Origin of the sequence: Aurantiacibacter gangjinensis, assembly GCF_001886695.1 — a bacterium.
GTDB lineage: Bacteria > Pseudomonadota > Alphaproteobacteria > Sphingomonadales > Sphingomonadaceae > Alteraurantiacibacter > Alteraurantiacibacter gangjinensis.
Genome location: NZ_CP018097.1, coordinates 556,277 through 570,113, shown reverse-complemented (window position 1 = coordinate 570,113; position 13,837 = coordinate 556,277). Strand labels below are relative to the sequence as shown.

The 13,837-nt window shown below is 63.4% G+C and carries 13 protein-coding genes and 1 tRNA gene; 8 read left to right on the top strand and 6 right to left on the bottom strand.

Annotated elements, in window-relative coordinates:
* Window positions 1–45: 45 nt before the first annotated feature.
* From BMF35_RS02760 to BMF35_RS02750, 3 genes are read right to left on the bottom strand one after another with little or no spacing between them, the layout of a single operon-like run.
* Complete coding sequence (locus tag BMF35_RS02760; protein ID WP_047006818.1) at window positions 46–1,416, bottom strand: amidohydrolase family protein; 1,371 nt, start codon at window positions 1,414–1,416, stop codon at window positions 46–48.
* Entirely contained in the window at window positions 1,413–2,810 is a 1,398-nt protein-coding gene (locus tag BMF35_RS02755) for an amidohydrolase (protein ID WP_071961161.1), read from the bottom strand. Before BMF35_RS02755 ends, BMF35_RS02760 begins: the two co-directional genes overlap by 4 nt.
* Before the next feature lie 6 nt (window positions 2,811–2,816).
* Window positions 2,817–4,691 carry a peptide MFS transporter gene (locus BMF35_RS02750; protein ID WP_047006817.1) on the bottom strand — a complete coding sequence of 625 codons (1,875 nt, stop codon included), beginning with the start codon at window positions 4,689–4,691 and terminating at the stop codon, window positions 2,817–2,819.
* 190 nt (window positions 4,692–4,881) lie between these two features.
* Between BMF35_RS02750 and BMF35_RS02745 the strand changes: the two genes are divergently transcribed.
* The 8 genes from BMF35_RS02745 (at window position 4,882) to BMF35_RS02710 (ending at window position 11,049) form a co-directional block, all read left to right on the top strand.
* Window positions 4,882–5,223, top strand: a complete 342-nt coding sequence (locus tag BMF35_RS02745; protein ID WP_047006816.1) for a GntR family transcriptional regulator — start codon at window positions 4,882–4,884, stop codon at window positions 5,221–5,223.
* Between the two features lie 125 nt (window positions 5,224–5,348).
* Window positions 5,349–5,654, top strand: a complete 306-nt coding sequence (locus BMF35_RS02740; protein ID WP_257786336.1) for an integration host factor subunit beta — start codon at window positions 5,349–5,351, stop codon at window positions 5,652–5,654.
* A gap of 151 nt (window positions 5,655–5,805) precedes the next feature.
* The gene (locus tag BMF35_RS02735) at window positions 5,806–6,237 is read left to right on the top strand and encodes a hypothetical protein (protein WP_047006814.1); all 432 of its coding nucleotides are present in this window, start codon (window positions 5,806–5,808) and stop codon (window positions 6,235–6,237) included.
* Window positions 6,238–6,292: 55 nt separating this feature from the next.
* A tRNA-Leu gene (locus tag BMF35_RS02730) sits at window positions 6,293–6,379 on the top strand.
* Between the two features lie 210 nt (window positions 6,380–6,589).
* Complete coding sequence (locus tag BMF35_RS02725) at window positions 6,590–7,207, top strand: PilZ domain-containing protein (protein ID WP_047007539.1); 618 nt, start codon at window positions 6,590–6,592, stop codon at window positions 7,205–7,207.
* 77 nt (window positions 7,208–7,284) lie between these two features.
* Window positions 7,285–8,889: an NAD(P)/FAD-dependent oxidoreductase gene (locus BMF35_RS02720; protein WP_047006813.1), complete on the top strand. Its 1,605-nt coding sequence runs from the start codon at window positions 7,285–7,287 to the stop codon at window positions 8,887–8,889.
* Between the two features lie 3 nt (window positions 8,890–8,892).
* Window positions 8,893–9,294: a GtrA family protein gene (locus tag BMF35_RS02715; protein WP_047006812.1), complete on the top strand. Its 402-nt coding sequence runs from the start codon at window positions 8,893–8,895 to the stop codon at window positions 9,292–9,294.
* A gap of 12 nt (window positions 9,295–9,306) precedes the next feature.
* Window positions 9,307–11,049, top strand: coding sequence for a hypothetical protein (locus tag BMF35_RS02710; RefSeq protein ID WP_047006811.1), 1,743 nt, complete (start codon window positions 9,307–9,309; stop codon window positions 11,047–11,049).
* A gap of 9 nt (window positions 11,050–11,058) precedes the next feature.
* Here the strand turns inward: BMF35_RS02710 and msrB are convergent, their stop codons facing one another.
* From msrB to BMF35_RS02695, 3 genes are read right to left on the bottom strand one after another with little or no spacing between them, the layout of a single operon-like run.
* Window positions 11,059–11,559 (bottom strand): peptide-methionine (R)-S-oxide reductase MsrB, encoded by a 501-nt coding sequence (gene msrB, locus BMF35_RS02705; protein WP_047006810.1) that lies wholly within the window; start codon window positions 11,557–11,559, stop codon window positions 11,059–11,061.
* A 10-nt stretch (window positions 11,560–11,569) separates the two neighbouring features.
* Complete coding sequence (locus BMF35_RS02700) at window positions 11,570–12,832, bottom strand: ABC transporter permease (protein ID WP_047006809.1); 1,263 nt, start codon at window positions 12,830–12,832, stop codon at window positions 11,570–11,572.
* A complete protein-coding gene (locus tag BMF35_RS02695; RefSeq protein ID WP_047006808.1) occupies window positions 12,829–13,821 on the bottom strand; it encodes an ABC transporter ATP-binding protein in 993 nt (330 codons plus the stop codon). The genes BMF35_RS02700 and BMF35_RS02695 overlap by 4 nt, the downstream gene beginning before the upstream one ends.
* Between the last annotated feature and the right edge of the window lie 16 nt (window positions 13,822–13,837).

Sequence of the window (13,837 nt, the reverse complement as noted above, 5' to 3'; positions counted from 1 at the left end):
GCAGTTTCTCGGGAATTTCCCGTCAAATCTTCTTACCGCTAGCCATCAAGGGTCGTAAGCACGCGGCCTCTCGCTCTCGTCCAGGCTGCGATAGCGTTCGCGCAGGCGTGTCTGGTGGTTCTCCAGCGGCTGTTCTACACCGTCGATGAACACGCGCGCCGGCGCGCTGCGGGTCTCCAGCGGATCGCCATCCCACACGACAAGGTCGCCCAGCGCGCCTGCGCGCAGCACGCCTGCATCCTCCAGCCCTGCTACCCGTGCGGGCACCGATGTGATGGCGGCGAACGCTTCGCCCCAGCTGAGGCCGGAATGGCCCGGCACGCGGTTCAGCGCGACCATGTTCCCCGCCTGCTGCGGCAGGTTGCGTGGGTGCTCTCCGCTGCTTTCATAGCCGCCGATGGCGACCGTCACGCCCGCATCGACCATGCGCCCGACATTGCTCTGCGTAGCGGCAAGCCGTTCGAAGCTGGCAGGCAGATCGTTGAGCGCGGCAGTAATGACCGGCACGCCCGATGCGGCAATCCGGTCTGCCACCATCCAGCCTTCGGTAACGCCGACCAACACCATGTCGAGCGACGGAAATTCGTCCCGCAGGGCGAGAATGGCAAGAATGTCCGATGCCCGGTGCACGCGGACATAGAGCTGCTGCTCGCCGCGCAGCACAGGCACCAGCGCCGCTGCATCGAAGCGGCTCAGCAGGACATCGCCTTCGCGCTCCGCCCGCCCTGCAAGGCGCGGGTCGATCGGCAGATCGTCACCGCTGCGCACACGATCGTTTTGCGAGACGGTGCGCAGCGCATCCATCTCGCCCAGATCACGTGCTTCGCGCAATGCACTGCGGAACAGGGCATGCGAGGAGGTACGACTGCCACCTGCAAGGCGCGCGCCGGTTTCGCCGAATTCGACCATCTGGAACGCGCGCGGGCGCTGCACGGCGTCGAAATCCGCGCCGAGGTCGATCACCGCGCCTTGTCCTGCGAACATGGACGAGCCTGCTTCCGGCGTGACTGTCGCGCGAGTGACGCCGCCTGCCCGGCTATAGCTGAATTCCTGCGCCTGCGGATTGATGGCTGGCGCCACGTCCAGCGCGGCGCTGAAAGGCGAGTCGTCTGCCTCCACATCGTTGCTGGCTGAAACGGCGCGCACATCGACAAGGCCGATATTGGTGATGGAGGCGAATATGCCGGGCGTCACCCAGCTGCCTGTTCCGTCGAGCGTTGGCACGCCCGCAGGCACGGCGACATCGCTGCCCGCCGCCACCACGCGCCCACCGCGCACGACGACGGTGGCGTTTTCGATCGGGTCGCTGCCATCGCCCAGCGCCACGGTCGCGCCGGTGATGGCGACATCCTGCGCGGCAAGGGGCGTCGCGCCGAGAGCGAAAGCCGCGACGGAGAGGGAGAAGAGACGCTTCATTTCACATCTCCCTCGCCCGGCTGGCCCAGCTCGAAATCGCTGACGGGCCGCATGTCGGGATTATTCATGTCGTACATCACCGCGCCATCGATCCAGACCATTTCGGGGCGTGAATAGATGGAGAGCGGATCGCCGTTCCACATAACGATATCGGCCATCTTGCCCGCCTCAAGGCTGCCGGTCATCTCCTCGATGCCCATGGCCCGAGCGGCATTGAGCGTGATCCAGCCGATCACTTCGGCGTCGGGAATGTCGATCCCCATGCGGCGTCCGTCGGCCTGCGCCTTGGCAGCTTCCTGATTGAGGCGCTGGATACCGTTTTCGTCGTCGGAATGGATGACCACGCAGGCCCCCGCATTGTGGATCATCGCGGCGTTCTCGGGGATCGCGTCATAGGCTTCCATCTTGAAGCCGTACCAGTCCGCCCACACCGCACTGCACACATCGTGTTCGCGCAGCAGGTCTGCGATCTTGTAGCTTTCCACCGCGTGATGGAAGGCCGCGACGCGGTAGCCGAATTCTTCCGCCATATCGAGCACCAGCGCCATCTCGTCGGCGCGGTAGCAGTGGTTCTGCACGGTGATTTCGCCGGAGAGCACGCCCGCCAGTGTTTCGCTGGCGAGGTCGCGGTCGGGATCATCCTGCGCGGCATAATCCTGCGCATCGATCCATGTCTGGCGGTTGGTGGCGAAATTGCCCATGCGCGTGGAGGGCGCGCGCCCGCGCCCGCCATAGACGCGCTTGGGGTTCTCGCCGCAGGCCATCTTCAGCGAATAGGGCGCGCCGGGGAATTTCATGCCCTGCACCGTGCGGCTGGGCACATTCTTCAGCGTGACCGTTCGTCCGCCCATCAAATTGGCCGATCCGGGCAGTATCATCAGCGACGTGATGCCGCCATTGGCGAGGGCGCGGCTGAAACCCGGATCCTGCGGCCAAACCGAATGTTCGGCCCAGACCTCGGGCGTGGTCGGGCTGGTCGCCTCGTTGCCGTCGCTGTGCGCGGGCACGCTGGGCGACGGATAATTGCCGAGATGGGAGTGGATATCGATTATGCCGGGCGTGACGAAGCGGCCCGTGCCATCGACCCGTGTATAGCCGTCGGGAATGGCCAGGTCCGCCCCGCCGATGCCGACGACTTCGCCATCGGCGAACAGCACCACGCCGTTTTCGATCATGCCGCCCGCGCCATCATAAATGGTCGCGCCGACAATCGCGGTCGGCACGCCGGGATAGCGCTCATAGGTGGAGGCGTAAGGCTCGCTCGCGTTCCCGGTAGGAGCAGGCGATGCGCTGGCAGTCGCGGTGGAACCGGAGCCTGTAGCGCAGCCGGTCAGAACCAGCGCGGCGGAGAGCAGCAAGGCGGCTGGGCCGCCCTTGATCGAAAGACGGCCCATAATCGCTTACCCCTTCGTTTCGGGGTGCATGCCTGCACCCTGTGCTTCGCCCGGCCCTTCGGCCTGGCCCATAAGATCATCGCCGACTGTATCGTCGCGCAGGGCATCGAGATGCATCAGGCGCTTCACCAGCGGGCTGACGATGGTGACGAAGATGCCGACGCCAACGGCCACGAGGCCCATGGCCCAGTACACCTCGAGCGCAGCCTCGCGCGTCATATCGCCGCCTTCGCCTTCGCCCATCAGCGAGCCCATGAAGCCCGCGACGTAGTTGCCGCCTGCCGTGCCGAAGAAGAAGGCTGCCATCATGAGGCTGGCCATGTGGCGTGCGGAAAGGCGGTTGATGGCCGAAAGGCCGACCGGCGACAGGCAGAGCTCACCCGTGGTGGATAGCAGGTAGAACAGGAACAGGAACAGCACCGGCGTCAGCAATGCGCCTGCTTCGCCTGTCACGCTGAACTGCTGTGCGCCCCATACGAACACCACGAAGGCGAGGCCCATCTGCACGATGCCGAGGCCCATCTTGGCGATGGCCGAAGGTTCCCACCCGCTGCGCGCCATCCACTGCCACAAGGCAGCGAAGATCGGCGCAAGGATAATGATGTAGATCGGGTTGATCGACTGGAAGAAGGTGGTGGGAATGCCGCCACGATCGACGTGACGATCGGTGTAGAGGTTCATCGAACCGCCTGCCTGTTCGAACAGGCCCCAGAAAAGCGGCATCAGCAGGATCACGAAGATCATCGCGAAAACGCGGTCGCGCGCGAAATTGTCGTGGTTCTTCGCTTCCCCGAAACACGCTGCGATAACCAACGCCAAGCCGATGATCCCGATGATGTTCGAAATCGGACCGGCTCCGTTCTGCGCGATCATCAGTCCGGCAGTCACCAGCAAGGTGACAACGCCTGCATAGAAGATCGTGCTGGTCGACCCCGCGCTCATCTTACCGTCCTCACCCGGCAGCTTGTACAGCGCCTGCTGCAGCACATAGCCCAGCAGCAGGATGCCCGAGACGAGCAGGATCCAGCCCACGGCTTCCTGGTACTGGATCAGCGCCCAGATCACGGCAACGCCCACAAGGCCGACCGCATAGAGCATCCATTCGAAATTGATGCCGGCGACCTTTTCCTTGAGTTTGGCGGGCACGGGCGGCTCGCCATTGCCGCGCAGCAGAGACTTGCCGAGCACGAAGACGAGCAGGCCCAACAGCATACCGAAACCGGCAAGGCCGAAGCCCCATGCCCAGCTGACCGTCTCACCGATATAGGCGGCAATCAGCACGCCTGCGGCGGCCCCGAGGTTAATGCCCATGTAGAAGATGGTGTAGGCACTGTCGCGGCGGATGTCGGTACGCGGGTAAAGCTGACCGACCATCACCGAGATATTGGCTTTGAGGAAGCCGGAGCCGACGATGATGAGGGCCAGTGCCAGCCAGAAGATGTTGACCGTCGGGTCGTTGGCATAGCCCGACCCGTCGCCTTCGAAGGCCATGAAGAAGTGGCCTGCCGTCAGCAGTACGGCACCGAAAAGCACCGCCTTGCGCTGGCCCAGATATTTGTCGGCCAGCCAGCCGCCCAGCACCGGAGTGATGTATACAAGGCTGGTATAGGCACCGTAGATCAGGTTGGAGGAGCTGTCGTCGAACAGCCAGTGCTTCACGAGATAAAGGGTGAGCAGAGCGCGCATGCCGTAATAGGAGAACCGCTCCCACATTTCGGCGAAGAACAGCATGTAGAGGCCCTTGGGGTGGCCCAGCACTTCCTCTTTCGGGCGGGTAATTGCCAAGGCACCGCCGACAAGGAACGCCGTAAGGACGAGGACGGAAATCGCCGCTGCCCAGTCCGCGTAGTTCCACAACGCAAATTCTTTGAGATCACCCATGTGATTTAGACCCCTTCAGGCCCGCGCGCCTTGATGTTCTATGCGCGGGCTTCCCGTGAAAGCGCGCACCCTAGCAAGAGTTTACGATCTGTGAAGATGCCAAGTTGCATCCGAAACGGTATTTCAGGCATCTCGCTTTCCCCACCATCCACCTTGACCTGACCCGCTGTATTATGGCACTGGGTCACTTATGGCCGATACCCGTCCCGTCTATCTTCGCCTGCGCGAGCAGATCGCCGCAGCCATCATCGATGGCCGTTATAAAGAAGGGGCGATGCTCCCGTCGGTGCGGGCGTTCGCCGCAGAGCAGGGTGCCAATCCCCTGACGGTGGCGAAGGCTTACCAGCAATTCCAGGCCGACGGATTGATCCGCGTGCAGCGCGGCGTCGGCATGTTCGTGCGCGAAGGTGCGGCGGAGAAGCTGCTGGCATCGGAACGCGAGCATTTCGTGAAGCAGGAATGGCCCGCCATCCGCGAAAAAATCGACAGGCTGGGGATTGAAACGGCCGACCTGCTCGACCGCGTTCCGTAAGCCCGTCAAATCAAACATAAATTAATTTTCGCCAATAGGTTTGCGCGAATAGCGCAATTCTGCCACTTTGCGCGTGTGACAAGGCGTATGGGTCCGCGCCTTCCAGACCTCGTCGCCAAAGGAAATTGGCGACCACCTTGGGGAAAGACATGATCAGGTCAGAGCTTTTGCAGGCCCTCGCGAATGACAATCCCGACCTCCGGGCCGAAGATATCGAGCAGGTGGTCGACATTTTCTTCGACGAAATTACACAGCGCCTGGCCGAAGGCGGCAGGGTGGAACTCCGTGGTTTCGGTACGTTCTCGACCCGGGAGAGAGATGCGCGCGTTGGCCGCAATCCGCGCACGGGCGAAGCGGTAAATGTGCCTGCAAAGCGCGTACCCTATTTCAAGCCGGGCAAGGAAATGCGCGACCGGCTAAATTCGGACTAATCCGCAGGACATCTTTGGAGGGGACGAAGGGCGCGCGCCGCAATGGCTGCGCGCCCTTTTCGTACTCGGCTGACGGAGACGCGCGAAAACCCTTGCCAGACAGACGCTTGGCGACCATCCCATTCGTGTCAGGAACAGGGGGAGGATATAAATGCGCCGCTTGATACTCGCCGCCACGCTGCTGGTCGGACTAACAGCTTGTGCAACATCGCAAGAAGGGCAGACTGGGCTGGGAGCCTCGGTTGATCGGCAGTTGATGGGGCTTTCACAGACAGACGGTGCGCAGCTTGAAGCCGCCGTGGAAGAAGCGGAGGCGCATCCCTTGGGATCGGCAGAGAACCCGGTTCGTACGGCACAACCTTCCGGGCAGCGCGCTTATCTTTCGCGCCTCCGCTGTGCGGATGGCAGCACGCCTGCCTATCAACGTATCGGCAGCTTTGGTTTTGGACCATACGGGAATATCGTGGACGGTTACGAGGTGCGATGCCCGGACGCCGATCCCAAGACGGTGGTGATGGATATGTACCATCCCGGCCATGTGGAAGAGCGTGCCGTCGCTGGCTTCACGATCACACCATCCTGACAGGACAAGATGCTGGCAAGTGCCGGGAAGCGGCGTTAGGCACCTGCGACGCTGCGCGGGCGTGGCGGAATCGGTAGACGCCGGGGACTTAAAATCCCCTGTCCCTTGTGACGTGCGGGTTCGAGTCCCGCCGCCCGCACCAGCGTTTCAGACTCGAAGGCGTCCGGGGGACGGCTTCGGCCGAAACGCTCCGAGCGAAAGCGAAGGCTAGCGCGCACCGTATCCCTTCCCATCCCCTTGCGTAGAACTCCCTAGCCACGGCTTGGCACTCCATAACGCTGGCTGGCGTAAGCCTTTCGCGAGGAATGGCAGCGGTGTCTTTGTGCCGGGCCGCGAGGAGCAAGGGAACATTATGCAAGACGCATTGCGGCAGGAGGAAACGGGCCTTGCCCATCAAGGCCGGGCCGGCGACGCACGCGGCGCGCAGCGTTTCACTTTGCTGATCCGCGCAGCCAAGCTCATCACCGCGCAAGGCGAGTTTCTTTGCGTAATCCGCGACGCGTCCGAAGGCGGCATGAGCGCGCGCATTTTTCACGAGGTGCCGCAAGGGCGCGAAATGCTGGTGGAATTGCAGAATGGCGACCGCCACCGCGCCACCGTCGTGTGGCAGGCTGAGGATCGCGCCGGCTTCCAGTTTGCCTCGCCTGCCGATGTCGCGCGCATCATCCAGAGCCCGAGCGATTTTTCGAAACGGCCGATCCGCCTGAACCTGTCGGCAGCGGCGGAAGTGCACCGCTGCGAGCACATCGACGATGTCACCATCACCAATATCTCGCAGCAGGGCGCGAGCATCACCTGCAACACCCATTATGCGATCGACCAGCAGGTGATGATGCGCATCGGCCGCATGCACGATGCGCAGGCCAAGGTCCGCTGGCGCGATGGCCGGCAGGTCGGCCTGGTGTTCGAGAACACTATGCAGTTCGGCGAACTGGCTCGCATCGCGCGCTGGCTGCAGCGCAACAACTGATGCCGCGCAGGGCGGATTAACCATCCCCTAACCATTTTCCTTCACTCCCGGTCAGGACACGAAATCCGGGGGCATTCATGCTTGAAAAGACCGATCGCAGCGCCAGCAAAACGACTGGGGAAATCGCTGTCGATGTCGCCGTTATCGGGGCGGGCCCGGCGGGCCTGACGGCCGCTTACCTGCTGACCAAGGCAGGCAAGACCGTCGCCGTGATCGAGAAAGACGAAACCTATGTCGGTGGCATCAGCCGCACGGTCGAGCATGAAGGCTATCGCTTCGACATTGGCGGGCACCGCTTCTTCTCGAAGAGCCAACAAGTAGTGGACCTGTGGAACGAGATCCTGCCCGACGATTTCATCCAGCGCCCGCGGATGAGCCGCATCTATTACGAGGGCAAGTTCTACAGCTATCCGCTGCGCGCATTCGAGGCGCTGCGTAACCTGGGCCTGTGGCGCAGCGCCATGTGCATGCTGAGTTATGGCAAGGCGAAGGTGTTTCCCAATCGCGAGGTCAAAAGCTTCGAGGACTGGACCAGCAACCAGTTCGGCAAGAAACTCTATTCGATCTTTTTCAAGACCTATACCGAGAAGGTGTGGGGCATGCCCTGCAACGAGATGAGCGCGGATTGGGCCGCCCAGCGCATCAAGGGCCTTTCGCTCTGGAGCGCGGTGGTGGACGGGCTGAAGCGTTCGCTTGGCCTCAACAGACTGAACGACGGCAGTGGCAAGCAGGCCAAGACCCTGCTGGAAACCTTCCGCTATCCGCGCCTTGGCCCAGGCATGATGTGGGAAGCTGCGCGCGACAAGATGGTCGCGACGGGCAAGGGGCAGCTCATCATGGGCGCCGAACTCAAACAGCTGGCAGCCGACGGCAATGGCGGCTGGCGCATGACGGCCAACGGCGAGGACGGCGATGTCGTCATCACCGCCAAGGACGCGATCAGCAGCGCGCCGATGCGCCAGCTGGCCGCGCGCCTGCATCCGCTGCCCGAGACGACGCTGGAAGCGAGCAATCTCAAATATCGCGACTTCCTGACCGTCGCCCTGATGATCAAGTCGGAAGACCTGTTCCCCGACAACTGGATCTACATTCACGACAGCAAGGTGAAGGTCGGCCGCGTGCAGAACTTCCGCAGCTGGTCGCCCGAAATGGTGCCGGATGAGGATGTCGCTTGCGTCGGCCTCGAATATTTCTGTTTCGAAGGGGACGGCCTGTGGTCGATGGACGATGACGACCTGGTCGAGCTGGCTAAGAAGGAAATGGACATTCTCGGGCTTGTCTCGCCCGACAAGGTGATCGGCGGCGCTGTGGTGCGACAGGAGAAAGCCTATCCCGTCTATGACGAGGATTATGCCGCCAATGTCGACGCCATGCGCGCGGAGGTGGAAGCGAAACATCCCACCCTGCACCTAGTGGGCCGCAATGGCATGCACCGTTACAACAATCAGGACCATGCGATGATGACCGCCATGCTGACGGTGGAGAACATCATCGCCGGAGAGCGCGTTTACGACACGTGGTGCGTCAACGAAGATGCCGAATATCACGAAGCGGGCGACGAGGGTGCTGAAAAGGCGCTGCCGGAAGGCCGCAAGACCGTGTCCGCCGATCAGGCTGCGGCGCTCAATTCCATGCGCGATGTGCCGGAACGTGTTTCGGCTGACGGCAAGAAAGCGGCATAAGGCGTGACTGCGCTGATCTCCCGGCTGGGCGATATCCGCCTCGTGCGGTACCTGCTGGCGAGCGTTGGCGCGCTGGCGGTGGATGTCGGCACTTTTCTCGCGCTGCTCTCCCTGGGCATGTGGGCCGCGGGCGCCTCGGCGGTGGGCTATTGCCTCGGCATCGTGGCGCATTGGCTGATGAGCAGCCGCGCGGTTTTCATCGGCAATGTGGCAGAGCGCGGCGCGCAGCGCACGCGGCAAAAGGCGCTGTTCGTGGTCTCCGCTCTGGTCGGCCTTGGGCTAACGACCGCCATCGTGTGGGCGGGCGATGCCAGCGGCTTCGACCCGCGCCTTGCCAAATTGGTGGCGATTGCGGTCAGCTTCACCGCCACATGGCTTCTTCGCAGCCGTGTCGTTTTCCGTTAGCAGTACCGCCCGATGGGATATCGGGGGTTCGATTGGCGCGTATTCGTGCGCACGCCGCAGGCAATTCTGGCAGTGGGGCTGGCATGGTGCGTGCTGCGCCTTCTCGTTCAAGCGGTGATCGGCTGGGAGCCTGTCGGCCCCGATGACTGGACCCGCCTGCTACAAGTGCGCAGCTGGCTGGACGGACAAGCGTTCCAGGACGTCACCCAATACCGTATGAGCCCGCCCGAGGGATTCTCCATGCACTGGTCGCGGCTGGTGGACCTGCCGATTGCAGCGCTCGCGCTGGTGTTTGGCGAGACCATTGCAATGGCGCTCGTGCCCCTGCTCTGGCTGCTGCCTGCCCTGTTCGCCCTGCGCGCTATCATGCTGCGGTTGGGCCTCTCCGATCTCGCTATCGCATTCGGCCTCGTGATCTTTCCGCTGATGCCTTTGCTGCCCGCCAGTTTCGCGCCCATGCGGATCGACCATCACACCCCGCAAGCCGTGCTCGGTCTCATATGCGCGGCGCTTCTACTCTCGCGCTCGCAACGGGCCGCAGCTGTGGCAGGCGTATGCGCCGCGGCTTGGGTGCTAATCTCGCTTGAGGGCCTGCCTCTGATAGCGGTCATCGCCGGGCTGTACGGCCTGCGCTATGCATGGACGGGTGAGCGGCTGCTCGCGCCATTCCTCGCCGCTCTGGCTTTCGGCAGTTCCGCGCTTGGCTTTGCAACGCGCGGGCCATCCATGTTAGCGCCGCTCTATTGCGACGAATTGTTGCCCGGCCACGTCACGGCCTTCGTGGCAGCGACCGTAGCCGCCGCTCTTGTCCCGCTGATCCCGGGCCAAGCCACACCTGCGAAACGGTTCCTCGCGCTGTTGCTGGTGCCCGCCTTCGCGCTTCCTGCGGCATGGCTTACGCTCGGCCCGTGCCTCGCCAACCCGATGCAGCAGCTCGATCCGGTGCTGCAGACTTACTGGCATGGCTACATCACCGAAGGTCTGCCCGCCTGGCGGCAGCCGGTCTCGGTCATGCTGATGACGCTGTGGACGATCCTTATCGTGTTGGCGGCAGCGTGGACCACGCGCGACACATGGCTGGGCGCTGAGCGCGCGATCCAATGGCGGCTTTACTTCCTCATCGCGCTGGCAGCGGGTGCCTATTCGCTCCTGCTAATGCGCGCCGGCGTGATCGCGCAGCTTCTCGCCATCCCTGCTGCGGCGATCCTGCTGGCGCATTACCTGCCCAGAGCGCGGGCGCTGGCGTCGGCCGTGCCGCGTATTCTCGCCACGCTCGCCGTGTTCGGCCTCGCCACGCCCATGGCGGCGAGCGCGCTGGCCAAGCCATTGGACTCACGCTTCCCCGCAGCCACGATGCGGCCCGATGTCCTCGCGCTCATCGAGCGCGGGGAATGCGATTACAGTCGCCTCGTCTCGCTGGAGCCGGGACTGGTGCTGGTGCCGCTCGACGCCGGACCTGAAATCCTTGGATTAACGAACCACACGATCATCGCCGCCAGCTATCATCGCAATCAGGGTCCGATGCGCGACGTGCTTTTGGCGTTTACGGGACCGCCTGCCGAGGCCCAGACCGTCGTGCAAAGCTACGGAGCGGACTACGTGATCGCCTGCGGATCGGCGGCCGATATCGCGCTCTATCGCACGGCGGCGGACGGCAATTTCGCCAACGTTCTATTGTCCGATACCCCGCCAGAATGGCTGGAGCTGGACGAGACTTTCAGCGCGGGATCGCTACGCGTCTACCGTGTGCGATAACGCACGGAATCAGCCGGGCCGGAAATCCATTGCCACGCCATTGATGCAGTGCCGCTCCCCGGTCGGGCGCGGGCCATCGTTGAACACATGGCCCAGATGTCCGCCGCAATCGGCGCAGTGCACTTCTCGGCGAGCATAGCCGAGATTGTAATCGGTCGAATAGCCGACCGCGCCGCTATCGACCGGCTGCCAGAAACTTGGCCAGCCCGTGCCGCTGTCGAACTTGTGCGCGCTGGAATAGAGCCGGTTGCCGCATCCTGCGCAGACGAACGTGCCGCGGCGGCTTTCATTGTCGAGCGGCGAGGAGAAGGGGCGCTCCGTGCCGGCTTCGCGCAGCACGCGATATTCCTCACGCGAGAGGCGGCGACGCCATTCGGCTTCGGAATAGGAAATGCGATAGTCGCGCGCGCGCACCTCTTTGCTGCTGCCGCAGGCGGCGAGCGCGGTTGCCGATGTTCCGGCCCCCAGCCATGCGAGTGCGGCGCGGCGGTCTTTCAGCGATGTTTTCATGGCAAATGCCTTACGGGGTCGTCCTGGAACCTGTCCTGAACATTCCCGCGAAGGCCCGTCCGATCAAGCTGCCCTTTCGAGCCCCCTGCGGACCGGATTTCATCACCCGCCGGCGGAACAGGCTTGCGCCCAGCCGGATGAAAATCGCCACCCATACAGCCTGCCATGCCAGCGCCAGCAGATGCGGCCAGATGGCCTCATCCGTGGCGGCGCGGGCGACCATGGCAAAGGGCGATGAAAGCGGGAATGCCATGGCTGTATATTCGATCCATCCCCCCCTGGCGGTTACAGCGAGGCTGGCGAAAAAGAATACCAGGATCTGGAACATGGTGGCGGGCATGGAGACAGTCTGCACCTCGCGCACCGTATTGGCGAGCGATCCGACCGCGAGGAAAATCGATCCGAGCAGCAGATAGCCCATGCCGAAATACAGGGCGAACAAGGCAAAGAAGGCGGGCCAGCCGACGCCAGGATTGGCATAATCGGATAGCGACACGCCGCCCGCCCGTAACACGGTGAAACCGACACTGCCCCACACCGCGACGCCGACCACCGAAATGCCGAGCATGGCAAACAGCTTGCCGAGGAAGACCGCGTCCATCGGGATGGCGGCGGCGAGGATCTCGATGATCTTGTTGCCCTTCTCTTCCACCAGGTTGGAGAGAACCATGCTGGCGAGCAGCATGATGAGCAGGAACAGCAGCAATTGTCCGCCTTGCGCCGTTTGCAGGCGTGCGGTGTTCTGCGATGCGCCGCTGGTGCCCACGGCCTGCGTCTGCACTTCGGGATAGGTCTGCGCGCCGGGATTGGCGGCCTCGGCAGCGACCATGCCGACCACGCCCTGCCAGCGCACGAGACGCCCGTCCGTGGCCGTCAGCGTCGGCTCCTCCGGTGTGCCAGTGACGAGGGCAGCGAGGTTGCCTTCCTGGTTCTCCAAAACATCGGCTGGATCGTAAGCGTCGCCGGGAATGATGCGTGCGGCTTCTACCATGGTGGGCACGGCGTCACCCACCACCGTGTGCACGCGCTCCCGCGCGGCAAGCATGGCGTCGACGTCCGCGCTTTCCATCGCAATGCCGACATTGGCGACGCGCGCTTCGGATTGCACTTGCGCGCCCACGCCGCCCGCCAGCGCCATTACGGCGACGGGGAAGAGCGGACCGAGCAGGAAGAAGATGAACGCCTTGCTGAAAAGGATCGCGGTGAAATCGCGCCGGGCGACCACGGCGGCGGCTTTCCAGAGCGAGAGGCGCCCTCCGTCCTTGATGCTCATGCCGGTTCTCCCGTGTTGTCGGCCACCATGTCGCGCGCGGCGGCTTCGCCTGCAATGGCGACGAAGGCATCGTGCAACCCGGCCCGCTCGATGGAAAGCGACTGGATGCCCGCCTCGCCATCCATCAGTGCTTTCAGCAGCGGTTCGATGCCGCTTTCGGGCAGCGGGAAATACCAGAAATCCCCGACGCGGCGCGTGTCGGCTGGCAGGGCTGCGCGCCACGGCCCCTCGGCATTGCGCGTTTCCAAACGCACCTGTGCAGGAATACGGTCGCGCGCTTCCTCTACGCTTCCGGCATAGGGCACCTTGCCGCCTGCGATAATGGCGATGCCTTCGCAAAGCCGCTCCGCATGGGCGATGACGTGGGTGGAGAAAATGACTGTCGTGCCGTCATCGGCAAGACCGCGGATCAACTGCTCCAGCCTGCCCTGATTAATCGCGTCCAGTCCGCTGAACGGCTCGTCGAACACGACGAGTTTCGGGCGATGAACCAGCGTGCCGAGCAGCTGCACCGTCTGCGCCATGCCCTTGGACAATTGGCGGATCTGCTTGTCGACCGCGTGGCCGAGGCCGTGACCGTCCAGCAGATCCTTGCCGCGTGCGCGCCCTTCATCCAGCGGCAACCCGCGCAGCGCGCCCATGAAGGCGATGGCCTCATAGCTTTTCATGGAAGGGTAGAGTCCGCGTTCTTCAGGCAGGTATCCGATGCGCCGCGCGACATCCTGCGGGTTGTCCGCGCCCAGCACCCGCCGCGTGCCTTCATCCGGGTCGATAATGCCCAGCAGCATGCGAAGCGTGGTGGTCTTGCCCGCGCCATTGGGGCCAAGAATGCCGTAAATCGCGCCTTCGGGCACGGAGATGTCGATGCCGTCGACCGCCAGCTGCCCGTCGAACCGTTTGACGAGCCCGCGCGCCTCGATTGCCAGCGGGGCATCCGCTGCCGGAGCCGCACTCGCGCGCGCTGCAAATTCACCTGTCGCCATATCCATCCCGCATGCGCTAGTG